This is a genomic window from Cupriavidus mimosae (genome assembly GCF_023952485.1).
Classification (GTDB): domain Bacteria; phylum Pseudomonadota; class Gammaproteobacteria; order Burkholderiales; family Burkholderiaceae; genus Cupriavidus; species Cupriavidus taiwanensis_C.
In genome coordinates this window covers 412,210-435,943 of the sequence record NZ_JALHRY010000002.1, presented here as the reverse complement: position 1 = coordinate 435,943, position 23,734 = coordinate 412,210, and the positions used below count along the sequence as shown (strand labels likewise).

At 66.9% G+C, this 23,734-nt stretch carries 19 protein-coding genes; 11 read left to right on the top strand and 8 right to left on the bottom strand.

Going from position 1 to position 23,734, the window contains the following annotated elements:
- The first annotated feature begins 402 nt into the window (after positions 1-402).
- The 4 genes from clpS to MKD50_RS05970 all read left to right on the top strand — a co-directional run bounded on the left by clpS (position 403) and on the right by MKD50_RS05970 (position 5,080).
- Entirely contained in the window at positions 403-729 is a 327-nt protein-coding gene (gene clpS, locus MKD50_RS05985; RefSeq protein ID WP_010814998.1) for an ATP-dependent Clp protease adapter ClpS, read from the top strand.
- Complete coding sequence (gene clpA / locus MKD50_RS05980; protein ID WP_252666649.1) at positions 726-3,020, top strand: ATP-dependent Clp protease ATP-binding subunit ClpA; 2,295 nt, start codon at positions 726-728, stop codon at positions 3,018-3,020. The genes clpS and clpA overlap by 4 nt, the downstream gene beginning before the upstream one ends.
- A gap of 159 nt (positions 3,021-3,179) precedes the next feature.
- Positions 3,180-4,187: a tripartite tricarboxylate transporter substrate binding protein gene (locus MKD50_RS05975; RefSeq protein WP_240072568.1), complete on the top strand. Its 1,008-nt coding sequence runs from the start codon at positions 3,180-3,182 to the stop codon at positions 4,185-4,187.
- A gap of 44 nt (positions 4,188-4,231) precedes the next feature.
- The gene (locus tag MKD50_RS05970) at positions 4,232-5,080 is read left to right on the top strand and encodes a VOC family protein (protein ID WP_115704712.1); all 849 of its coding nucleotides are present in this window, start codon (positions 4,232-4,234) and stop codon (positions 5,078-5,080) included.
- A 56-nt stretch (positions 5,081-5,136) separates the two neighbouring features.
- On the opposite strand, the gene dut is transcribed toward MKD50_RS05970, so the two are convergent.
- From dut to MKD50_RS05945, 5 genes are all read right to left on the bottom strand, one after another.
- Positions 5,137-5,637, bottom strand: a complete 501-nt coding sequence (gene dut, locus MKD50_RS05965; protein WP_115704575.1) for a dUTP diphosphatase — start codon at positions 5,635-5,637, stop codon at positions 5,137-5,139.
- A gap of 28 nt (positions 5,638-5,665) precedes the next feature.
- The gene (gene coaBC / locus MKD50_RS05960) at positions 5,666-6,868 is read right to left on the bottom strand and encodes a bifunctional phosphopantothenoylcysteine decarboxylase/phosphopantothenate--cysteine ligase CoaBC (protein WP_115704573.1); all 1,203 of its coding nucleotides are present in this window, start codon (positions 6,866-6,868) and stop codon (positions 5,666-5,668) included.
- Positions 6,869-6,915: 47 nt separating this feature from the next.
- Positions 6,916-7,446, bottom strand: coding sequence for a signal peptidase II (gene lspA / locus MKD50_RS05955; RefSeq protein ID WP_115704571.1), 531 nt, complete (start codon positions 7,444-7,446; stop codon positions 6,916-6,918).
- Positions 7,446-10,337 carry an isoleucine--tRNA ligase gene (gene ileS, locus MKD50_RS05950; RefSeq protein ID WP_252666648.1) on the bottom strand — a complete coding sequence of 964 codons (2,892 nt, stop codon included), beginning with the start codon at positions 10,335-10,337 and terminating at the stop codon, positions 7,446-7,448. The genes lspA and ileS overlap by 1 nt, the downstream gene beginning before the upstream one ends.
- A 120-nt stretch (positions 10,338-10,457) precedes the next feature.
- The gene (locus MKD50_RS05945; RefSeq protein ID WP_115704567.1) at positions 10,458-11,468 is read right to left on the bottom strand and encodes a bifunctional riboflavin kinase/FAD synthetase; all 1,011 of its coding nucleotides are present in this window, start codon (positions 11,466-11,468) and stop codon (positions 10,458-10,460) included.
- A gap of 235 nt (positions 11,469-11,703) precedes the next feature.
- Here MKD50_RS05945 and MKD50_RS05940 point away from each other — a divergent pair, with 235 nt between their 5' ends.
- Positions 11,704-13,518, top strand: coding sequence for a hybrid sensor histidine kinase/response regulator (locus tag MKD50_RS05940; protein WP_115704565.1), 1,815 nt, complete (start codon positions 11,704-11,706; stop codon positions 13,516-13,518).
- A 42-nt stretch (positions 13,519-13,560) separates the two neighbouring features.
- On the opposite strand, the gene MKD50_RS05935 is transcribed toward MKD50_RS05940, so the two are convergent.
- The gene (locus tag MKD50_RS05935) at positions 13,561-14,220 is read right to left on the bottom strand and encodes a response regulator (protein ID WP_012353747.1); all 660 of its coding nucleotides are present in this window, start codon (positions 14,218-14,220) and stop codon (positions 13,561-13,563) included.
- 253 nt (positions 14,221-14,473) lie between these two features.
- Between MKD50_RS05935 and purN the strand changes: the two genes are divergently transcribed.
- The 6 genes from purN to nadC all read left to right on the top strand — a co-directional run bounded on the left by purN (position 14,474) and on the right by nadC (position 21,723).
- Positions 14,474-15,142 carry a phosphoribosylglycinamide formyltransferase gene (purN, locus tag MKD50_RS05930; RefSeq protein WP_252666647.1) on the top strand — a complete coding sequence of 223 codons (669 nt, stop codon included), beginning with the start codon at positions 14,474-14,476 and terminating at the stop codon, positions 15,140-15,142.
- Positions 15,139-16,542, top strand: coding sequence for an RsmB/NOP family class I SAM-dependent RNA methyltransferase (locus MKD50_RS05925; RefSeq protein ID WP_252666646.1), 1,404 nt, complete (start codon positions 15,139-15,141; stop codon positions 16,540-16,542). The genes purN and MKD50_RS05925 overlap by 4 nt, the downstream gene beginning before the upstream one ends.
- Before the next feature lie 58 nt (positions 16,543-16,600).
- Entirely contained in the window at positions 16,601-17,998 is a 1,398-nt protein-coding gene (locus MKD50_RS05920; protein WP_252666645.1) for a mechanosensitive ion channel family protein, read from the top strand.
- Positions 17,999-18,391: 393 nt separating this feature from the next.
- Positions 18,392-19,582, top strand: coding sequence for a DesA family fatty acid desaturase (locus MKD50_RS05915; RefSeq protein ID WP_252666644.1), 1,191 nt, complete (start codon positions 18,392-18,394; stop codon positions 19,580-19,582).
- Positions 19,583-19,708: 126 nt separating this feature from the next.
- A complete protein-coding gene (gene nadA / locus MKD50_RS05910) occupies positions 19,709-20,863 on the top strand; it encodes a quinolinate synthase NadA (protein WP_252666643.1) in 1,155 nt (384 codons plus the stop codon).
- Positions 20,860-21,723, top strand: a complete 864-nt coding sequence (gene nadC, locus MKD50_RS05905) for a carboxylating nicotinate-nucleotide diphosphorylase (protein ID WP_252666642.1) — start codon at positions 20,860-20,862, stop codon at positions 21,721-21,723. The genes nadA and nadC overlap by 4 nt, the downstream gene beginning before the upstream one ends.
- 72 nt (positions 21,724-21,795) lie before the next feature.
- On the opposite strand, the gene nadB is transcribed toward nadC, so the two are convergent.
- Positions 21,796-23,388 carry an L-aspartate oxidase gene (gene nadB / locus MKD50_RS05900; RefSeq protein WP_240072563.1) on the bottom strand — a complete coding sequence of 531 codons (1,593 nt, stop codon included), beginning with the start codon at positions 23,386-23,388 and terminating at the stop codon, positions 21,796-21,798.
- A 164-nt stretch (positions 23,389-23,552) separates the two neighbouring features.
- Positions 23,553-23,723 (bottom strand): 50S ribosomal protein L33, encoded by a 171-nt coding sequence (gene rpmG / locus MKD50_RS05895; RefSeq protein WP_010814980.1) that lies wholly within the window; start codon positions 23,721-23,723, stop codon positions 23,553-23,555.
- Between the last annotated feature and the right edge of the window lie 11 nt (positions 23,724-23,734).

Here is a 23,734-nt window from a genome sequence, read left to right as displayed (position 1 = left end):
GACGCGCGGCGAGTGCTATCACGAGGCGGCCAGTCTGATTGCTGACTCGTCGCCGCGGGCCGTGGGCCTCCCTGCTCACGGATCACCCGCCTTGGCTGTTGCTTTGGCTCGCTGCCTTCGGTGGGTGTGCGGCCGATTTTTCTGGCAAAGCCGGAGACTGTCAAGCTGGCGGATTCCCCACTGCCAGAAGGGTGTGGCAGGAACAGGACGGCGCCTGGTGTTACCGTTGCCATCAATTGGCGGCCGCCGGCCCGGATTTTCAGACGGCGCGGCGACGTGCCTTGCAAGGCCTTCCGCGGAACCAGCCGCTCCCATTCACCACGGAAAACCGGTGGCCGGACTCTTGAATCCACCGCCTTTTCCCCAAATTGCAGAGTTGCGAGTAAGGGTTAGAATAAAGCCATGGCTACACGGCTTGCGAATGTCCCACAACGCGAAGCGGGCACCATCCTGGAGCGCAAAGAGCAGGCGCTGAAACCGCCTGCCATGTTCAAGGTGGTGCTGCTGAACGACGACTACACTCCGATGGAGTTTGTCGTGATGATCCTGCAGCAGTATTTCAGCAGGGACCGGGAAACGGCGACGCAGATCATGCTGACCGTGCACCGGGAAGGAAAGGGCGTCTGTGGTATCTACACCAGGGATATCGCGGCGACTAAGGTCGAGCTGGTGTCAACGCACGCGCGGCAGGCGGGGCACCCCCTGCAGTGCGTGATGGAGGAAGCATGATTGCGCAAGAATTGGAAGTGAGCCTGCATATGGCTTTTGTCGAAGCCAGGCAGGCACGCCACGAGTTCATTACCGTGGAGCACCTGCTGCTGGCATTGCTCGACAATCCCACGGCAGCTGAAGTCTTGCGCGCCTGCGCGGCCAATATCGAGGACCTGCGCACCAGCCTTAAGAACTTCATCGCGGATAACACGCCGGTGGTGCCGGGGACCGACGAGGTCGATACCCAGCCCACGCTTGGCTTCCAGCGCGTGATCCAGCGCGCGATCATGCACGTCCAATCCACTTCCAACGGCAAGAAGGAAGTGACCGGTGCCAACGTGCTGGTCGCCATTTTCGGCGAGAAGGATTCGCACGCGGTCTACTACCTGCAGCAGCAGGGCGTGACGCGCCTGGATGTGGTCAATTTCATCAGCCACGGCATCCGCAAGGACCAGTCCGAGCCCGCCAAGCATGGCGACAATGCTGGCGAAGGCGAGGGCGGCGATGGCAAGGAAAGCCCGCTCGAGCAATACACCCAGAACCTGAACGCGCTGGCCAAGGCCGGCAAGATCGACCCGCTGATCGGCCGCGAAAGCGAGGTCGAGCGCGTGGTGCAGGTGCTGTGCCGCCGGCGCAAGAACAACCCGCTGCTGGTGGGCGAGGCAGGCGTCGGCAAGACCGCGATCGCGGAAGGCCTGGCGTGGCGCATCACCAAGAACGAAGTCCCGGACATCCTGGAAAAGGCCACCGTGTACTCGCTCGACATGGGCGCGCTGCTGGCCGGCACCAAGTACCGCGGTGACTTCGAGCAGCGCCTGAAGGGCGTGCTGAAGTCGCTCAGGGACAATCCGAACGCGATCCTGTTCATCGACGAGATCCACACGCTGATCGGCGCGGGCGCCGCCTCGGGCGGGACGCTGGACGCCAGCAACCTGCTCAAGCCGGCGCTGTCGTCGGGCCAGCTCAAGTGCATCGGCGCGACCACCTTCACCGAATACCGCGGCATCTTCGAGAAGGACGCGGCGCTGTCGCGGCGCTTCCAGAAGATCGACGTGGTCGAGCCGTCGGTCGACCAGACCGTGCAGATCCTGCGCGGGCTGAAGTCGCGCTTCGAGGAGCACCATGGCGTCAAGTACGCGGCTTCGGCGCTGACCGCCGCGGCCGAGCTGTCGGCCCGCTTCATCACCGACCGCCATCTGCCGGACAAGGCCATCGACGTGATCGACGAGGCCGGGGCGGCGCAGCGCATCCTGCCGAAGTCCAAGCAGAAGAAGACCATCGGCAAGGGCGAGATCGAGGACATCGTCTCGCGCATCGCGCGCATCCCGCCGCAGAGCGTGAACCAGGACGACCGCAGCAAGCTGCAGACGCTGGAACGCGACCTGAAGTCGGTGGTGTTCGGCCAGGATCCGGCGATCGAGGCGCTGGCCTCGGCGATCAAGATGTCGCGCGCGGGCCTGGGCAAGACCGACAAGCCGATCGGCTCGTTCCTGTTCTCGGGTCCCACCGGCGTGGGCAAGACCGAGGTCGCCAAGCAGCTGGCCTTCATCATGGGCATCGAGCTGCTGCGCTTCGACATGTCCGAATACATGGAACGCCATGCGGTGAGCCGCCTGATCGGCGCGCCGCCGGGATACGTCGGCTTCGACCAGGGCGGTCTGCTGACCGAGGCCGTCACCAAGAAGCCGCACTGCGTGCTGCTGCTGGACGAAATCGAGAAAGCGCATCCGGATATCTTCAATATCCTGCTGCAGGTGATGGACCATGGTTCGCTGACCGACAATAACGGCCGGCGCGCCGACTTCCGCAACGTGATCATCATCATGACCACCAACGCGGGAGCGGAGACCATGAACCGCGCCACCATCGGCTTCACCAGCTCGCGCGAGCAGGGCGACGAGATGGCCGACATCAAGCGCATGTTTACGCCGGAGTTCCGCAACCGGCTGGATGCCACCATCAGCTTCCGCTCCCTCGATGAGGAAATCATCCTGCGCGTGGTCGACAAGTTCCTGATGCAGCTGGAAGAGCAGCTGCACGAGAAGAAGGTGGAAGCCAGCTTCAGCGAGAAGCTGCGCAAGTTCCTGGCGCACAAGGGCTTCGACCCGCTGATGGGCGCGCGTCCGATGCAGCGCCTGATCCAGGACATGATCCGCAAGGCGCTGGCCGACGAGCTGCTGTTCGGCCGCCTGGTCTCCGGCGGCAAGGTGGTAGTGGATCTGGACGAGCAGGACCAGATCAAGCTCGATTTCTCCGAGATCGAGCCAGAACCGCCCGAGGCGCCCGAAGAACAGCGTGCAGAAGCGTGAGCGATGATCGGCCGCGTTGCGGGCAACGGGGTCGATCATCGGGCAAAATAGCGGGGCGGCCACAGTGGCCGCCCTGTTTCTTTTGTACCGGCGTTGGCCGCCCGTATCCGGCCCGACGCCCCAGCGCCCCCGGCGTCCAAACCCAGCCTGAAACCCCTGATGTCCTCTGCCGAACGCACGCGGCGACGCCGCCTGCTGCTCAAGATCCTGCCGCTGGGCGCCTTGCCGGGCCCGATGCTCCATGCCACCATCGCCAGCGCCGCCGATGGCGCCGCCAGCCACCGTCCGATCGCCCTGGTGCTGCCGTTCCCGCCGGGCGGCAGCGTCGACATCGTCGCACGCCAGCTGCAGCCCGGGCTGAAGGCGGCGCTGGGGCAGACCGTGGTGGTGGACAACAAGCCGGGGGCAGGCGGGCTGATCGCGTCGAGCACCGTGGCGCGCGCCAGGCCGGACGGCAATACGCTGCTGATGGCATTCGACACGCATGCGATCAACCCGTTTGCCTACAAGCAGCTGCCCTACGACACCTTCCGCGATTTCTCGCCGATCTCGCAGCTGGTGCGTTTCCCGCTGGTGATCGCGGCCAACCCGGCGCTGCCGGCGTCGAACGTGCGCGAACTGGTGGCGCTGGCCAAGGCCAGGCATGACGGCGTGCGCTATGCGTCGTCGGGCATCGGCAGCCTGAACCAGCTCGCGGCCGAGGCGCTGGCGACCGAGGCCGGCGTGCATATGCTGCACGTGCCCTACAAGGGCGGCGGCCCGGCGGTGCAGGCGGTGCTGTCCAATGAAGTCGACATCTTCTTCAGCAGCTACGCCGCGGTGCAGGCGCACGTGGCCGCGCGCACGATCAAGGTGCTGGGCGTGACCGGCACCAGCCGGCTGCGCCAGTTGCCGCAGGTGCCCACGGTGGCCGAGCAGGGCCTCAAGGGCTTCGAGGCCTATTCGTGGATCGGCGTGTTTGGTCCGGCCGACCTGCCGGCGGCGACGGTGACGCGCCTGCACGGCGCGCTGGTCGAGTCGCTGCGCCAGCCACGCGTGGTCGATGCGCTCGGCGCGCAAGGCTTCGAAATCGTCGGCGGCAGCCCGGCCGAGCTCGGCCAGCTGGTGCGCCGCGAGCATGACAAATGGCAGGCGGTGGCGCGCAAGGCCAATATCCAGTTCGAATAAACCAGTCCGGCGCCGCCGTGCGCCATGCGTCCGGGGGGATGCCGATGGCAACGCAAGCAGAAATGTTCGATCACGCCGTGGTGGTGTGTCCCGACCTCGATGCCGGGGCGCAGTCCTGGCAGCGGCTCGGCTTCACGCTGACGCCGCGCGGCTACCACACGCTGGGCTCGCAGAACCACTGCATCATGCTGCAGCGCGACTACCTCGAGTTGCTGCACGTGACCGCGCCCAGCCCCAGCCGGCAGTATTACTGGGACGCCCAGCAGCGCGGCGGCGGCTGTGCGGCGATGTCGTGCAAGAGCGCCGATGCCTTTGCCACCGCGGCGCGGCTGCGCGCGGACGGCTGGCATACCTCGGAGCCGATTGAATTCTCGCGTCCGGTGCGGCTGGACGATGGCAGCGAACATCCGGCCACGTTTCGCGTGACCGCGCTCGACGACGCGCCGGGTGCGCGCTATTTCGTCTGCGAGCACCGTACCCCCGAGCTGCTGTGGCGGCCCGAATGGATGCGCCATGCCAACGGCGCGCACAGCATCGCGACCATGTTCCTGGTGGTGGCGCCGGCGCTGGTGGATGCCGCCGCGCGCGCCTATGCCGAGCTGACCGGCGGCGAGCTGACGCAGCTGAGCGAACATGTCAGCAGCCTGGCGGTCGACAATGCCACGCTGGTGCTGAGCACGCCGCAGGCGCTGGCGTCAGCCACCGGCAGCGCGCATATCCGACGCGAAGGGCCGGGGTATGCGGCGATCCGCTTGCGCACCGACGACCTTGCGGCGGCCCGCGCCGGCTGGCGCGAGCAGGGCGTTCCGACCCACGACCTGGGCCCGCGCGAGACCCTGGTTCCGGCCGCTGCCGCCAGCGGCGTGGCCTTGCTGTTCGAGCAGCAGGGCTGAAATGCAAACTGGCGCCCCGCGGGGCGCCAGTACTTCATGCCGAGGCCGGCACCTCGTCAGGCGCTGGCCTTGGCGTGATGCACGCCGGTCGAGCCAAAGCCGCCCGCACCGCGTTCGCTGTCCTCGCTGAACTCTTCGACCGTCGTGAACACCGGCCGCAGCACCGGCACGAACATCATCTGCGCAATGCGCTCGCCCGGCTGGATCAGGATCGGCTCCGTGCCAGGCGCGTTGCGGTTCCACACGCTGACCATGATCTGGCCCTGGTAGTCGGCATCGATCACGCCGATCGAATTGCCCAGCACCAGCCCCTTCTTGTGGCCCAGTCCCGAGCGCGGCACGATGGTCGCCGCCATGTACGGATTGCCCATGTGCACGGCGATGCCGGCCGGCACCAGCTGCGCGGGCGTGCCCGGCGCGATCGCCACGGGCGCGTCGACGCAGGCGTGCAGGTCGATGGCGGCGGCCATCTCGCTCTGGTAGGCGGGCAGGCCCCATTCGTTCAGGCGCGCATCGAGCACCTTGATTTCGACGGTCGGGTTCAAAGGCTGGGTCATAAGCAATCTCGGGAATGCGTTGCAAAAGTCAGGGCCGCGCGCGACCGGGCAGGCGCTGGCCGATGGCCGCGACCAGCTGCCGCGCCAGCGACAGCTTGTCGGCGCGCGGCAGCCGCGTCATGCCGGCGGCGTCGAACAGCACGATCTCGTTGTCGTCCAGGCCGAAGGTGTGGTGGCCGATATTGCCCACCAGCAGCGGCACGCCCTTGCGCTGGCGCTTCTGCTCGCCGTACTGCTCCAGGTTCTCGCTTTCGGCGGCAAAGCCGACGCAGTACGGCGCATCGGCGCGGGCCGCGACCGCGGCCAGGATGTCGGGGTTCTGCACGAACTGCAGCGTCGGCGTATCGGTAGCGCTGGCCTTCTTCAGCTTCTGCTGCGCGACCTCGGCCGGGCGCCAGTCCGCAACCGCGGCCACCGCGACAAAGACATCCACGCCTGGCAACTGCGCCATCACCGCGTCATGCATCTGCTGCGCGCTGCGCACGTCGGTGCGCATCACGCCGCGCGGGGTTGGCAGGCCGGTGGGGCCGGCCACCAGCAGCACTTCGGCGCCGGCCTCGCGCGCCGCGCGCGCGATCGAGAAGCCCATCTTGCCGGACGACAGATTGGTGATGCCGCGCACCGGGTCGATCGCCTCGAAGGTCGGGCCGGCGGTGATCAGCATGCGCTTGCCTTGCAGCGGCTTGGGCTGGAAGAAGGCGATGATGTCGTCGAGCAACTCCTCGGGCTCCAGCATGCGGCCGTCGCCGACTTCGCCGCAGGCCTGGTCGCCGCTGCCCGGGCCCAGGATCACCACGCCGTCGGCGCGCAGCTGCGCGGCGTTGCGCTGCGTGGCGGGGGCGGCCCACATCTGTCGGTTCATCGCCGGCGCCACCAGCAGCGGGCAGTCGCGCGCGATGCACAGCGTGCTCAGCAGGTCGTCGCACAGGCCGTTGGCCAGCCGCGCCATGAAGTCGGTCGAGGCGGGCGCGATGACAATGGCGTCGGCCTCGCGCGAGAGGTCGATATGTGCCATGTTGTTGTCGATGCGCGCATCCCATTGCGACAGGAAGACTGGCCGGCCCGATAGCGCCTGCATCGTCACCGGCGTGATGAAATGCGTCGCCGCCTCGGTCATGGCCACCTGCACGGTGGCGCCGGCCTTGGTCAGCAGCCGGACCAGTTCGGCCGACTTGTAGCAGGCGATGCCGCCGGTCAGGCCGAGAACGATGTGCTTGCCGCGCAAATCCATGGTGGGGAACCTGGCTGGGGAGGGAAGGGGAATGTTAGCGGCGCCGCTCAGTGCTTGCGCACCCGCCGCAGCTCGTCGACGATCAGCAGCACCGCGCCCACCGTGATCGCGCAATCCGCGACATTGAAAGCCGGCCAGTGATACCTGCCTACGTAGAAGTCCAGGAAATCGATCACGTGGCCGTAGACCACGCGGTCGATCACGTTGCCAACCGCGCCGCCCAGGATCAGCGACACCGCGAAGCAGAACAGCCGCTGGCCGGTATGGCGGTACAGCAGCCAGACGATGAACGCGCCGACCACCACGCCCAGGCCGGTGAAGAACCAGCGCTGCCAGCCGCCGGCGTCGGCCAGGAAGCTGAACGCCGCGCCCTTGTTGTAGACCAGCACCAGGTTGAAGAAGCCGGTCACCGGGCGCGACTCGCCGTAGCTGAAGCTGCGCACGATCACGATCTTGAAGAACTGGTCGAGCAGCACCACCAGCAGCGCAAAGGCCATCCACAGCAACGGGGTGGTGCTGCCGGCGGCCTTGTTGTTGCGGCGCGCGGGGCGCGCCGAACGGGACGTGGTCGATGCCATCAGGCATGGCTCCTGTGTTCGCCGGCGCCGAACAGGTTGCTGTCGCAGCGGCCGCAGAGGGTGGGGTGGTCGGGGTTGTGGCCGACATCGGCGCGGTAGTGCCAGCAGCGCTCGCACTTGGCATGCGCCGACGGCGTCACCGTCACCAGCAGGTCGCCGGCCTCGGGCGCGGGTGCGACCTTGGCCGACGAGGTCAGCAGCACGAAGCGCAGGTCGTCGCCCAGGCTTTGCAGCGCCGCCAGCACCGGGCCGCCGGCCTGGATGGTCAGCTCGGCCTGCAGCGACGAACCGATCTCGCCTTCCACGCGCACCGCCTCCAGCTGCCGCGTGACCTCGGCGCGCACTTCGCGCAGCGTATGCCATTTCTGCAGCAGGTCGTCGGCATCGTCGACTTCCGGCACGGCGTAATAGGTGCTGGTGAAAATGGTGTCGGTATGCGCGGTGCCATGGGCGAACACCTGCCATGCTTCCTCGGCGGTGAACGACAGGAACGGCGCCATCCAATGCAGCATCGCCTGGGTAATGTGATACAGCGCGTTCTGCGCGGCGCGGCGCGCCTTCGAATCCGGCGCGGTGGTGTACAGGCGGTCCTTCAGCACGTCGAGGTAGAAGCCGCCCAGGTCCTCGGAGCAGAAGGTCTGCAGCTTGGCCACCACCGGGTGGAATTCATAGGCCTCGTAGTGCGACAGCACTTCCTGCTGCAGCTGCGCGGTCAGCGCCACGGCGTAGCGGTCGATCTCCAGCCATTCGGCCGCGGGCAGCGCGTGCTTGCCGTGGTCGTAGTCGGACAGGTTCGACAGCAGGAAGCGCAGCGTATTGCGGATGCGGCGATAGCCTTCCACCACGCGCTTGAGGATCTCGTCCGAGATCGACAACTCGCCGGAGTAATCGGTCGAGGCCACCCACAGGCGGATGATCTCGGCGCCCATCTTGTTCGCGATGTCCTGCGGCGACACGGTATTGCCGATCGACTTGGACATCTTGCGGCCTTCGCCGTCGACGGTGAAGCCGTGCGTCAGCAGCGCCTTGTAGGGCGGCTTGCCATACAGCATCGAGGCGGTCAGCAGCGACGAGTGGAACCAGCCGCGGTGCTGGTCCGAGCCTTCCAGGTACAGGTCGGCCAGGCGCCCGTCGGCCTCGTCGGCGGACGGATCGTACAGGTCGTCGCGGTGCGAGCCGCGGATCACGGTCCAGTGCGTGGTGCCGGAATCGAACCAGACGTCGAGCGTGTCGCGGTTCTTCTCGTACTGGCTGGCTTCGTCGCCCAGCAGTTCGACCGGATCCAGCGTCTGCCAGGCTTCGATGCCGTGCTGCTCGACGCGCTTGGCGATCTGTTCCAGCAGTTCAGGCGTACGCGGATGCAGCGCGCCGGTTTCCTTGTGCACGAAGAACGCCATCGGCACGCCCCACTGGCGCTGGCGCGACAGGGTCCAGTCCGGCCGGTGGGCGATCATGTTGTGCAGGCGCTGCTTGCCCCACGCGGGGTAGAACTCGGTGGCGTCGATGCCGGCCAGCGCGGTCTCGCGCAGCGACGGCACGGGCTTGCCGTTCTCTTCCGCCGGGTCCACGTCCATGCCCGCGAACCACTGTGACGTGGCGCGGTAGATGATCGGGGTCTTGTGGCGCCAGCAGTGCATGTAGCTGTGGGTGTACTTGTGCGAGTTAAACAGGTTGCCCGATTCCTGCAGCGCATCGACGATCTTGGGGTTGGCATCCCAGATCGACAAGCCGCCGAACAGCGGCAGCGTGCCGGCGTAGACGCCGTTGCCCATCACGGGGCTGATGATGTCGCTGTCGGGCATGCCGTGCGCCTTGCACGACTGGAAGTCTTCCACGCCATAGGCAGGGGCCGAGTGCACGATGCCCGAGCCGGTGTCGGTGGTGACGTAGTCGCCCAGGTAGATCGGGGACAGGCGGTCATAACCGGCGTCCATCTTGGCCAGCGGGTGATGGAAGCGGATTTCCGACAGCGCGGCACCGGTGGCCGTGGCGACGACCTTGCCTTCCAGGGCATAGACTTTCAGTTGTTCCTCGACCCGCTCGGTGGCCAGGATCAGGTGGCCGCGCGGGGTGTCGACCAGCGCGTATTCCACCTCGGGGTGCACGTTCAGCGCCTGGTTGCTCGGGATGGTCCACGGCGTGGTGGTCCAGATTACGATCCAGCCCGGCCTGGCGTCGATCTGCTCGACCGGCACCTTGAACGCGTGCGCCAGCTTGTCGGTCTCGGCGAACGGAAAGCCCACGTCGATCGACAGGTCGACCTTGTCCTTGTATTCGACTTCGGCCTCGGCCAGCGCCGAGCCGCAGTCGAAGCACCAGTTCACCGGCTTCAGGCCGCGGAACACATAGCCCTTTTCCATGATCTTGCCGAGCGCGCGCAGTTCGTCCGCCTCGTTGCTGTGGTTCATGGTCAGGTAGGGGTGATCCCAGTCGCCGAGCACGCCCAGACGCTCGAAGTCCACCATCTGGCGCTTGATCTGCTCGGTGGCGTATGCGCGCGCCTTGGCCTGGACTTCCTGCACCGGCAGGCCCTTGCCGAACTTCTTCTCGATCTGGATCTCGATCGGCATGCCGTGGCAATCCCAGCCCGGCACGTAGACGGCATCGAGGCCGGTCAGCCCGCGCGCCTTGATGATCATGTCCTTGAGCACCTTGTTGACGGCGTGGCCGATATGGATATCGCCGTTGGCATAGGGGGGGCCGTCGTGCAGCACGAACTTCTTCGCGCCCTTGCGCGCCGCGCGGATCTTCTTGTAGAGCTGCTTCTCCTGCCACTGCTTGACCCATTGCGGCTCGCGCTTGGGCAGGTCGCCACGCATCGGGAAGGGCGTGTCGAGCAGGTTGACGGGATACTTGTTCTTCTCGGGCTTGGCGCGTTTGTCGTCAGACATTTCGATTCTCAGGGCAATTCGGTTGGCGCGCGGCCGGCGCTGGGCCGGCGGGGGCGCGTGAAGACTGGGGCAGGCGGCGTGCGAACCGGGCCCGCGCAGCGGTGTGCGGGGCGCCGGCCGCTACCTAATTCGGTCGGTGGCCGAGGTGGCGAAATCGCGGCCGCCGCTGCCGTCCGCCGCCACCGCGGCCGCGGCGCCTGGCGCCATCAGGCCGAAGAAGGCGCGCGCGTCGGCGCTGTCCTTGGCGATCGCGGCGGTGAGTTCATCCAGGGAGTCGAAGCGCGCCTCGTCGCGCAGTTTTTTCATGAATTCGACCCGCACCAGCTTGCCGTACAGGCTCTCATTGAAATCGAACAGGTGGACTTCGAGCAGCACCCGGCCGGCGTCCTCGATGGTGGGGCGCACACCGATGCTGGCCACGCCGGGCAGCGGATGGTCGGCGATGCCGTGCACCTGCACCACGAAAATGCCGCTGACCGCGGGCCGCTTGTGCGAGATGCGCAGGTTCAGCGTCGGGAAGCCGAGGTCGCGACCCAGCTTGCGGCCGTGGATAACGTGGCCGCTGATGGCGTAGCCATGGCCGAGCAGGCGCCGCGCATGCTCCAGGTCGCCATCGGCCAGCGCCTGGCGCACCGCCGAGCTGGAGATCCGGATGCCGCCCTCGGACACCGAGCCCATCTGCTCGACATCGAAGCCGTAGCGGCGCCCGGCCTCCTGCAGGTAGGCAAAGTCGCCGGCGCGTTTGGCGCCGAAGCGGAAATCGTCGCCGACCAGCAGCCAGCGGGTATGCAGGCCATGCCAGAGCACGTTCTCGACGAATTCCTGCGGCGACTGGCCGGCAAAGTGGGCGTTGAAGTGTTCCACCACCACGCGGTCGACGCCGTTGCGGCGCAGGCTTTCCAGCTTGTCGCGCAGCAGCGCGATCCGGGTGGGGGCCTTGTCCGGCGTAAAGAACTCGCGCGGATGCGGCTCGAAGGTCATCACGCACAGCGGCAGGCCGCGCGCATCCGCCGCCGCCCGCGCACGCGCGAGCAGTGACTGGTGGCCGCGATGCACACCGTCGAAATTGCCGATGGTGAGCGCGCAGGGCGCCCGGCTCTCGGCGTTGGGCAGGCCGCGGAAGACTTTCACGGGGACGGCGGGAAACGATTCGGGTAAAGCGAGCATTATAAGGCGAATGGGTCGGCTTGCCGCTGCCGCCGCCCCCGGCCGGTCGCCGCGCTGCGGCTTTTGTGCCGCAACCGGCCCTCCCGCCATGGCGCGATGCCGCAAAAGGCGGCATGATAGGCGCCACTTTGGCTCACTACGGGATCGCTGCGGGCATCCAGCGCGGTATGCCCGATCTTCGCCCATTCCCGATTCCCAGTTGAAAGCGCTGACCTATCGGTTCTTTTCCCGGCTCCTGCCCAGGGGCCTGCCTCAGTCGAGCGCCCAGCTCGACGTCGAAACGCGCGCCAAGCTGATGGCGATCGTGCACAAGAATGCGCCGACCGCCATCGTCGCCTCGGTGCTGCTGCCCGCGCTGACCACCCTCGGCTTCTGGAACGACGTCAGCCCCGCCGCACTGGTGGGCTGGTGCGCGGTGATGCTGCTGCTCACGGCCGGCGGGCTGTGGTTCTACATCGGCTACCAGCGCGACCACGCCCTGATGAGCCGTTCCGCGCACACGCACAAGTGGTGGAACAATATGCGCGCGGTCGCTTTCCTGACCGGCGTGACCTGGGGCAGCTCGGCGCTGCTGCATTTATATACAGCCTCGCCGGTGTTCTCCAGCGTGCTGTACCTGCTGACTCTCGGCGTCCTTGCCGGCGGTGCGGTGTCGCAGGCGCCGGTGCCGTCGAACCTGGTCTACGCCGGCGTGCCGATCCTGGTGCCGAACCTGCTGATGGCGGAATTCGCCTTCCCCGGCCACGGCGTCTATGTGCAGGGACTGCTGGCGATCTACGCCCTGATGCTGTCGCGCCACGCCTTCAACCTGCAGGTGACGCTGGTGCGCGCGATCCAGCTGGAGGGCGACAGCCGGCGCCTGGCCAGGCAGTTCCAGGACGAGAAGGAGCGGGCGCTGCATGCCAGCGAAGAAAAGTCGCGCTTCCTGGCGGCGGCCAGCCATGACCTGCGCCAGCCGGTACATGCGCTGGTGATGCTGGTCGAGGCACTGCGCGCGCGCAACCAGTCGAGCGCGCTGCATCCGCTGGTGGAGCAGGTGGCGGCGGGCACCCAGACCATCGACCTGTTGTTCCGCTCGCTGCTGGACCTGTCCAAGCTGGAAGGGCGCAAGGTCTTGCCGACGCTGGAGCCGTGCGAGCTGGGCGCGCTGATCCGCGACGTGATGAGCCAGTTTGCCGCCGACGCGCGCGAAAGCGGGCTGACCCTGACCCCGCGCGTGCCGGACGAACTGTACGCCATGGCCGAACCGGTGCTGTTGCGCCGGGCCTTGTTCAACCTGGTGCAGAACGCGCTGCGCTATACCCAGCGCGGCGGCGTGCTGGTGACCGCGCGCCAGCGCCGCAAGAACGTGCGGCTCGAGGTGTGGGACACCGGCGCCGGCGTCACCCCCGAGCATCTGCCGGACATCTTCTCGCCCTACTACCAGGTCCACAACCCGCAGCGCGACCCGTCGCAGGGCCTGGGGCTGGGGCTGGCGATCTTCAAGGAATGCGTGCGGCTGATGCGCGGCACCTATGGCGTGCGTTCGGTGCCGGGCAAGGGCTCGGTGTTCTGGTTCGCGCTGGCGCCGGTGCCGGCCGAGACCGTGGCCAGCGTGCGCGAGATGCGCGCCATGGCGCAGGCCGAGGAGGCCAAGCCCGATCGCCTGCAGGGCACGGTGCTGGTGGTCGACGACGACAGCCAGATCCGCAAGGCGTGGATCGCATTGATGGAGGCGTGGGGCATCCGCGTGGCCTGCGCCGCGCACGGCGCCGAGGCCGACAAGCTGTTTGCCCAGGGCCTGCGCCCGGACATCATTTTCTGCGACCTGCGCCTGCCCGGCAGCGAGAACGGGCTGGACCTGCTCGAGCGCTGGCAGAACACGCAGCCGCAGGCGCGCAGCGCATTGCTGACCGGAGACCTGAAGTCGGCCGCGCTGGCGGCGGCGGAAGAGGCGGGATATTTCGTGCTGCCCAAGCCGGTGGACCCGGCCTCGCTGCGTATGCTGCTGCGGCGCTGGCTGCGAGTAGCCTAGGGCGAAGCTGACGCGGGCGGGCAGCCAGGGCGGTGGCGCGCCTTACTGGCGCAGCCGGAACCGTTCCATGCGCGACATCACCTGCATGCGGGTGCGCACGCCCAGGCGCTGCAGGATGGCGGAAACGTGTTCCTTGACGGTGTTCTCGGTCAGCCCGAGCCGCCGCGCGATCACCTTGTTGGGCAGGCCTTCCAGCACCAGCGCCAGCACCGAACCTTGCCGCGGCGTCAGGCCCAGTTCCGCGGGCGTGACCGGAATGCCGTGGGCCGGGCCGAACGATTGCGCGCGCCCGTTGAGGGCTTCGTCGGTGGGGAAGGCGGTGTCGCCGGCCAGCACCTTGCGCACCGCGGCGGTGAAGGCATTGGCATCCAGGTGCTTGCCGACGAAGCCGCACGCCGACAGCGCACGGGCGCGGCCGACGATTTCCGGCGTGGCCTCGGCCGACATGAAGATAAAGCGCGCGCCCGGGATGACGGTCTTGAAGGTCTGCATGGCATCGAAGCCGGTACCGTCATTCAGCCAGATATCGAGCAGCACGATATCGGGGCGCAAGCCTTGCTGCAGGCTGGCCAGGGCCTCGCGGGCACTGCCGGCGGCATGGACTGCCACATCCGGCATGACTTCGGCCAGGAAGGCGGTGGTCCCTGACAAGGCCATAGGATGATCATCGACCACCAACAACGTCGGTGCAGCGTTCGACATGCGAATTCCCGTTCAAATATCCCGTTTCGTCCTTGTTGTCACCTCTCCGGAGAACCTGTGTCGTGCACAGGAATGGCGCGTGGACGTAGGGCCCACTCTAGCAGAGGGGGCGAAGCGTCACAATCCATCAATCGGGTTATACGGCTTCGCTACCACAGGCCAGTTAATCGGCGCCTGTCCGGATCTCGTGAATTAAGCACGTACTGGTTTGGCTTTACCGGAGTTTAGCGCCTTGCCTTGGTAGAATTGCGCGATGAAAAAAATTGTCATCTTGATTTCCGGGCGAGGCTCCAATATGGAAGCCATCGTCCGTGCCTGCGCGGACGGCGGCTGGCCCGCCCGCGTGGCGGCGGTGCTGTCGAACCGGCCGGACGCCGCGGGCCTGCAGTTTGCGCGCCAGCAAGGCATTGAAACCGGCGTGGTCGACCATCGCCAGTACCCAGACCGCGCCGCCTTCGACGCGGCGCTGGCCGAGGCCATCGACGCCCATGCCTCCGATCTGGTGGTGCTGGCGGGCTTCATGCGTATACTCACGCCCGGCTTTGTCGACCGCTACGCGGGCCGGCTGCTGAATATCCATCCGTCGCTGCTGCCGTGCTTCCCCGGCCTGAATACCCACCAGCAGGCGCTGGATGCCGGTGTCAAGCTGCATGGCGCCACCGTGCATTTCGTGACCCCGGAGCTCGACCATGGCCCGATCGTGATCCAGGCCGCGCTCGACGTGCTGCCGGCGGACACGCCCGCGACCCTGGCCGAGCGCCTGCTCGCCTGCGAGCACATGATTTATCCCCGCGCCGTGCAGTGGTTCGTCGAGGACCGCCTGCAGCTCCAGAATGGCGTGGTCAATGTTATCAACCCGGCCGAACCGCAATTGCTGATGGCCATCTCCGCCGCGACCCCGGCGGCAGGAGTCCAGGCATGAGCCGTACCCAGGCAGGAAACCGTTCCCCGCGCGGCGAGGGCCGCGCCCCCGCGCGCAGCAAGGGCAAGAGCAGCCCGATCCGCAAGTCGCCCAATGCCAGCGGCGCCAACGGCGCCCCGTCGCGCACGCATGGCGGCCTGCATGCCACCCACATCCAGCATATCGATCGCCTGCTGGGCAAGGTCATGCTGTTCGCACGACCCGCCGACGCGGTGGTCAGCTACTACTTCCGCGAAAACGCCAAGCTCGGCCACCGCGAGCGCGGCATCATTGCCGAAGCGATCTACGCGGTGCTGCGCCGGCGTGTCGAGTTTGCCCAGTTTGCCGAGAGCGGCACCGGCGCGGCCTCGCGTCGGCTGGCGCTGCTCGGCCTGGCGGCGACGCTGGGCCGCGACGCGCTGTCGCCGTTCCTGTATCCCGATGAAGCCGAGTGGCTGGACCGCCTGACCACCATCGAGCGCTCCAGCCTGGCGCCGCGCGTGCGCGCCAACCTGCCCGAGTGGCTGTACGACGAACTGGTGCGCCAGCATGGCGAGTCCTTTGCCGCGGCCCTGGGCGACGCCTGGCTGCGCCCGGCGCCGCTGGACCTGCGCGTCAACCTGGGCAAGACCAGCCGCGAGGCCGCGCTGGCCGAGCTGCAGGCCGCGGGCCTGGGCGCCGAGCCCACGCCGATGGCGCCGGCCGGCATCCGCATGGCCGGCAAGCCGGCGCTGAACCAGCTCCCGATCTTCGTCAACGGCCTGGTCGAGGTGCAGGACGAGGGCAGCCAGCTGCTGTGCAGCCTGGTGGCGCCGCGGCGCGGCGAGATGGTGGTCGACTTCTGCGCCGGCGCGGGCGGCAAGACCCTGGCGCTGGGCGCGGCGATGCGCTCGACCGGCCGGCTCTACGCCTTCGACGTATCGGAAAAACGCCTGGCCAATTTGAAGCCGCGGCTGGCGCGCAGCGGGCTGTCGAACGTCCATCCGGTGCTGATCGACTCCGAGCGCGACGCCAAGATCAAACGCCTGGCCGGCAAGGCCGACCGCGTGCTGGTGGATGCGCCGTGCAGCGGCCTGGGCACGCTGCGCCGCAATCCTGACCTGAAGTGGCGGCAATCGCCGGAGTCGGTACTGGAACTGACCGCCAAGCAGAGCGCGATCCTGGACTCCGCGGCGCGGCTGGTGAAGGGCGGCGGCCGCGTGGTGTACGCGACCTGCAGCGTGCTGGAGGCCGAGAACGAGCAGATCGTGCGCGATTTCCTCGCCGCGCATCCCAACTTCCGCCTGGTGCCGGCCGCCGAAGTGCTGGCCGACCAGAAGATCGAAGTGCCGGGCCTGCCGGACAACGGCATGTTCGCCTTGTATCCGCACCTGCACCAGACCGATGGCTTCTTTGCCGCGGTGCTGGAGCGCACCAGCTGATCGCGGTTTCCGGCCGCGCCGCCCGCCGCGCGCGGGCGGCCAACTTTGAATCTGCACCATGAACGGTGAAACCCTGTCCGACCTCGGCGGCCTGAAGGACCTGAAGGCCTCGCATTCGATGTTCGGCAAGATGCTGGACGACCTGATCCGCGATGCCGGCGGCCCCGGCTTTTTCTGGCAGTTGCTGGTGCTCGCCGCCTGCCTGCTGGTGGCGTGGCCGCTGGCGCGCTTCGTGGTGCGGCGGCTGGAGGCGCGCTACGAGGACTCGAGCTTCTCGGTGCGCTTCGCCGCTGCCAGCCTCGAGCGCGCCATGTTCCCGCTGGCGGGCTGGGCGCTGGTGCTGGTGGCCCGTTTTGCGCTGGCGCCGCTGATCCCGGTCAGCGTGCTGCGGCTGGCGCTGGTGCCGCTGTTCGGCATCACCGCGCTGAATTTCACCTTCTACGTGCTGCGCCGCGTGATGTCCGGCAGCGGCCAGCTGCACGGCATGCTGCTGCTGGTGGAAAAGGTGCTGACCACGCTGGTCTGGGTGGGCATGGCGCTGTATGTGCTGGGCGTGCTCGGCGACGTGGTTGGCTGGATGGAGAGCGTGCGCTTCTCGATCGGCGGCAAGCAGAAGATCAGCGTGGCCGAGACCCTGATGGCGGTGGTCTGGATCCTGCTGACCGTGCTGGTGGCGCTGTGGTTTGGCTCGTGGCTGGAAGAGCGGCTGATGCGGTCGGCCAACCTCGACGGCAACCTGAAGGTGGTGCTGACGCGGATTTCCAAGGCCCTGCTGCTGCTGGTATCGCTGCTGCTGAGCCTGTCACTGGTGGGCATCGACCTGACCGTGCTGTCGGTCTTCGGCGGCGCGCTGGGCGTGGGCCTGGGGCTGGGTTTGCAGAAGATCGCCAGCAATTACATCTCGGGCTTCATCATCCTGCTGGACCGCTCGGTCAAGCTTGGCGACCAGATAACGGTGGACAAGTACACCGGCATCGTGTCGCAGATCCGCACCCGCTACACCGTGGTACGCAACGGCGACGGCGAGACCCTGGTGCCGAACGAGCAACTGGTGGCGCAGTCGGTGCAGAACCATTCGTTCTCGAATACCAACGTGCGCGTGGCGACACGCGTGCAGGCCGACTACAGCGCCGATCCCGAGACCGTGATCGCGCTGCTGTCCGAATGCGTGCGCACACTGCCGCGCGTGCTGCCCGACCCTGAGCCCGCGGCTTTCCTGGTGCTGTTCGCCGACAGTGGCATCGAATACGAAGTCGCGGTGTTCGTGGCCGATCCGCAGAACGGCAAGCTCGGGGTGCAATCGGCGATGAACCGCGCCATCTGGCGTACGCTGCGCGAGCACGGCATCTCCATTCCGTACCCGCAGCGCGAACTCCGCGTGATGCATGAGACGCTGCCTGGGGCGCCTTGCGGGCCGAAGGCGAGCACTTTGCCAGAGGCTGCAAACGCCTCCTGAGCTCCCCGGCAAGGGGGTACGCCGAGCGAGCGACGGATGCGCCACCCGTGGAACGAAAACCGTTGCGCCCCGTCCAAATCCGGGAAATAGCGTATGCTTGCGCCCTCGGCGATCCGGTAGAATGCCGGGTTGTCGCGGGTTGAGACATCCCGCTCCCACATCAGACAGCCGCCAGATTGCAGCGGCTCGTACCCGGCTCGCTTCATGAGCCGCTAGCCACGGCCGGCGCCCCGCGTGCCTGCCCTGGGGGAGCCCGGAGCGACTTCGGGTCCCGTGGCAAGCGCCAGACAGCTATCGCAATCAATAGATTCGCAGCTATTTTTTCTGCGCGTTGTGTGTACCGGCCCAGCCGGATTGCACGGGAAAGTCCCTGTTTAACCGACGGAGAACAGTTTGTTCGACACTATTCTTGACTGGGCCGCCAACGGCCTTGCCAACTGGACCTGGTGGGAGATCGTCATCTACACGCTCGTGATGACGCATATCACGATCGCCGGCGTCACCATTTTCCTGCACCGCTGCATGGCGCACCGGTCGCTGGATCTGCACCCCATCGCGCAGCACTTCTTCCGCTTCTGGCTGTGGCTGACCACGGGCATGGTCACCCGCGAGTGGACCGCCATCCACCGCAAGCACCACGCCAAGTGCGAAACCGAAGACGATCCGCACAGCCCGCAGACCCGCGGCATCCGCAAGGTGCTGCTGGAAGGCGCAGAGCTGTATCGTGCCGAGGCCAAGAACAAGGAAACCATCGCCAAGTTCAGCCATGGCTGCCCCAATGACTGGATCGAGCGCAACCTGTACTCGCGCTTCACCTGGCAAGGCGTGGGCCTGATGCTGATCATCGACCTGGCGCTGTTCGGCGTGATCGGCATGTCGGTGTGGGCGGTGCAGATGCTGTGGATCCCGATCCACGCCGCCGGCATCATCAATGGCCTGGGCCACTGGTGGGGCTACCGCAACTACGATTGCGAAGACGCGTCGACCAATGTGTCGCCGTGGGGCCTGATCATTGGCGGCGAAGAACTGCACAACAACCATCACACCTACCCGACCTCGGCCAAGTTCTCGATCAAGTGGTATGAGTTTGACGTGGGCTGGGGCTATATCCGCGCGATGCAGGCGGTGGGGCTGGCCAAGGTCAAGAAGATCCCGCCCAAGGCGCGCCTGGTGGAAGCCCGTCCGGTCGACCACAACACGCTGGAAGCCATCATCGCCAACCGCTATGACGTGATGGCGCGCTACGCCAAGGCCGTCAAGGGTGCGTTCCGCCAGGAACTGGACAAGCTCAAGGAAGGCGGCGTGGCCGAGTACCGCAGCTTCAAGCCCGCCAGCAAGTGGTTCCACCGCGAGGAAACCAAGCTGGCCGCGCAGCAGCGCGAGCAACTGGCGAGCATCGTCGAGCAGAACAAGGCGCTGCAGACCTTCGTCGAAATGCGCCGTGAACTGGCCGCCATCTGGGGCCGTTCCAACCTGACGCGCGAGCAGCTGCTGCAGCAGCTGCAGGCCTGGTGCCACCGTGCCGAGGCCAGCGGTATCCAGGCGCTGCACGATTTCTCGCTGCGCCTGCGCCGCTACGCCTGATACAATTCGGCCGCGCCGTATGGTTTGACAAAGCCCCGCCCATGGCGGGGCTTTTGTTTTAGATAAACTCCCCCATGTTCTGGCCGGCCGCACCCTGTTGGCGGAGGTCTAGAGGAGTACCCGGAGATGACCCCACAATCGATCAAGACCGTCGAGTTCGAGAAGCCGAACCTGACGGGTGCCCAAAACGCCGCTGGCGGCAGTTGCGTGGCCCATGCCTGGGCCAAGGTGCCGCCGGTGCTGTCGCCCAATGAACGGCAGGCACTGAAGGCGCGTATCCGCCGCTTGCTGAAGGAACGCAACGCGGTGCTGGTAGCGCACTACTACGTCGACGCCGACCTGCAGGACCTCGCCGAAGAAACCGGGGGCTGCGTCTCCGACTCCCTCGAAATGGCCCGTTTCGGCCGCGACCACGAAGCCAGGACGCTGGTGGTGGCCGGCGTGCGCTTTATGGGCGAGACCGCCAAGATCCTCAGCCCCGAGAAGACCGTGCTGATGCCGGACCTGGACGCGACCTGTTCGCTCGACCTGGGCTGCCCGGCCGACGAGTTCGCTGCCTTCTGCGATGCGCACCCGGACCGCACCGTGGTGGTCTACGCCAACACCAGCGCCGCGGTGAAGGCGCGCGCGGACTGGATGGTGACCTCCAGCATCGGGCTGAAGATCGTCGAGCACCTGCACGCGCAGGGCAAGAAAATCCTGTGGGCACCGGACAAGCACCTGGGCAGCTATATCCAGAAGCGGACCGGCGCCGACATGCTGCTGTGGCAGGGCTCGTGCCTGGTGCACGACGAGTTCAAGGGCATCGAACTGGACCTGCTGCGCCGTGAGTTCCCCAACGCCAAGATCCTGGTGCATCCGGAATCGCCGGAGAACGTGGTGGCGCAGGCCGACGTGGTCGGCTCCACGTCGCAGCTGATCGAGGCTGCGCAGAAGCTGGACGCGACCGAGTTCATCGTCGCCACCGACAACGGCATCCTGCACAAGATGCGCATGGCCGCGCCCGGCAAGCACTTCATCGAAGCGCCGACCGCCGGCAACAGCGCGACCTGCAAGAGCTGCGCGCACTGCCCCTGGATGGCGATGAACGCGCTGACCAACCTGGCCGAGGTGCTGGAGACTGGCCGCAACGAGATCCATGTCGATCCCGTGATCGGCCGCCAGGCCGTAACCTGCATCAACCGCATGCTGGATTTCGCTGCCGCGCAGAAGCGCAATGTACGTCCGTCGGCCGACCTCGCCAAAGAGCAGGCCTTGTTCCAGGGGATCGGCCCGGCATGAGCGTGAATCCGGTTTTCGATAGCTACGGCGCGGCGCTGGAGGCAGCGCTGCAGGCCAATGTCCAGGCAGCCATCGCCGAGGATGTCGGTAGCGGCGACCTGACCGGCCTGCTGGTGCCGGCGGACAAGGCCGCGCACGCGCGCGTGATCGTGCGCGAGTCCGCGGTGCTGTGCGGCCAGCCTTGGTTCGATGCGTGCATGCGTGCGGTCGACCCGGCGCTGGAAGTGCGCTGGCTGCAGCAAGAGGGCGCGCGCATGGCGCCGGATTCCGTGGTGTGCGAGATCGCCGGCCCGGCGCGCTCGCTGCTGACCGCCGAACGTCCGTCGCTGAACTTCCTGCAGTTGCTGTCCGGCGTGGCCACCGCCACGCGCCGCTACGCCGACCTGATTGCCGGCACCCGTGCGCGCGTGCTCGATACCCGCAAGACGCTGCCCGGGCTGCGCCTGGCGCAGAAGTACGCGGTGCGTATCGGCGGGGGCGAGAACCAGCGGCTGGCGCTGTATGACGGCATCCTGATCAAGGAAAACCATATCGCCGCGGCCGGCAGCATCGGCGCGGCGATGCGGGCGGCGCTGGCGCTCGATACGCAGGCGTCGGTGCAGATCGAGGTAGAGAGCCTGGCCGAACTGGTGGAAGCGCTGGCGGCCGGTGCCACGTCGGTGCTGATCGACAACTTCACCGTGCCGATGATGCAGGAGGCGGTGAAGATCAACCAGGGCAGGGCGCTGCTGGAAGTGTCGGGCGGCGTCAATGCCGACACCATTCGCACCTTCGCCGAGACCGGGGTGGACCGGATCTCGGTGGGCGCGCTGACCAAGGACGTGCGCGCGACGGATTACTCGCTGCGGATCATCGGCTGAGGGTGATTCCGGCCAAATGAATAACGGGGTGGGCCATGCGGCGCCACCCCGTTTTGCTTGGCAAATGCGTCGTCAACGCTTGCGGCCGGCGGGCGGCTGCATTACCGTCGGCAGCGCCTTCGGCAACGAATCCGGATAGTCCCGACTGAAATGCAGGCCGCGGCTTTCATGCCGCGAATAGGCGCTGTCCACGATCAGCGCAGCCACTTCCACCAGGTTGCGCAGTTCCAGCAAGTCAGTGGTGACGCGGAAGTTGGCGTAATACTCGGCAATTTCCTCGCGCAGCAGCACGATGCGGTGCTGCGCGCGTTCCAGGCGCTTGCTGGTGCGAACGATGCCGACGTAGTTCCACATCATGCGGCGCAACTCGTCCCAGTTGTGCGACACCACGACTTCTTCGTCGGCATCCGATACGCGGCTCTCGTCCCACGCCGGCAGCGTGATATTGGGCGCGCCGGCCTTGTCCTGCGAGGCGATGTCGTCGGCGGCGGCGCGGCCGATCACCATGCATTCGAGCAGCGAGTTCGACGCCAGCCGGTTGGCACCATGCAGGCCGGTGCAGGCGGTCTCGCCCACGGCGTAGAGGCCGCCGATATCGGTGCGGCCCATGGTATCGGTGACCACGCCGCCGCAGGTGTAGTGCGCGGCGGGCACCACCGGAATCGGCTCGCGCGTGATATCGATACCCAGTTCCAGGCAGCGCGCATGGATGGTCGGGAAGTGTTCCTTCAGGAAGGCCTCGGGCTGGTGCGTGATATCGAGATAGACGCAGTCCAGCCCCCGCTTCTTCATTTCGAAGTCGATCGCGCGCGCCACCACGTCGCGCGGCGCCAGTTCGGCGCGCTCGTCGTGTTCGGGCATGAAGCGCGTGCCGTCGGGCAGCTTGAGCAGGCCGCCTTCGCCGCGCACCGCTTCGGAAATCAGGAAGGACTTGGCATAAGGGTGGTACAGGCAGGTCGGGTGGAACTGGATGAATTCCATGTTCGACACCCGGCAGCCCGCGCGCCACGCCATCGCGATGCCGTCGCCGGTGGCCGTATCCGGGTTGGTGGTGTAGAGGTAGACCTTGCCGGCGCCACCGGCAGCGAGCACGGTGTGCGTGGCGGTGATGGTGTGCACCGAGCCGGTGCGGTCATCCAGTACGTAGAGGCCGTAGCAGCGGTCCCCCGGCAGCCCCATCTTGCGCGAAGTGATCAGGTCGATCGCGAAGTGGTCTTCGAGGATGGTGATGTTCGGGTGCTGCGTGGCCTGCTGCAGCAGCGTGCTGACCACGGCATGGCCGGTGGCGTCGGCGGCGTGGATGATGCGCCGGCGGCTATGGCCGCCTTCGCGCGTCAGGTGGAAACCCAGCTCTGCCTGCGCGTCGCGGGTGAAGGGCACGCCCCGGTCGATCAGCCACTGGATCGCCTCGCGCCCGTGCTCGACGATAAAGCGCGTGGCCTCTTCATCGCACAGCCCCGCACCGGCAACGAGCGTGTCCTGGGTGTGCTCGTCGTGGCTGTCGCCGGAATCCAGCACCGCGGCGATGCCGCCCTGCGCCCAATCGCTGGCGCCCTGCGTCATGGCGCGCTTGCTGAGGATGGCCACCCGGTGGGTGTCGGCCAGTTGCAATGCGACCGTAAGGCCGGCCAGGCCGCTGCCGACGATGGCGACGTCGAAATTCATGGTGCAAGGAGAGCGCCGGCAGGGCGCTTGGCAGATTGGGGGAAACGGCAAAGTCTACACCCGGCGCGCCATCCCGTGCATCAGTACGCAGCGCCGATATGCCATCGACGGGCAACAAAAAGCCCCGCGGCAGGGCGGGGCTTTCTGGCGGGAGACCGGATCAGTTACTTGATCTTGGTTTCCTTGTAAGCGACGTGCTTGCGGGCGACGGGATCGAACTTCATGATCTCCATCTTTTCCGGCATGGTGCGCTTGTTCTTGGTGGTGGTGTAGAAGTGACCGGTACCTGCGGTCGATTCCAGCTTGATCTTGTCGCGGCCGCCCTTGCTTGCCATGATGTACTCCT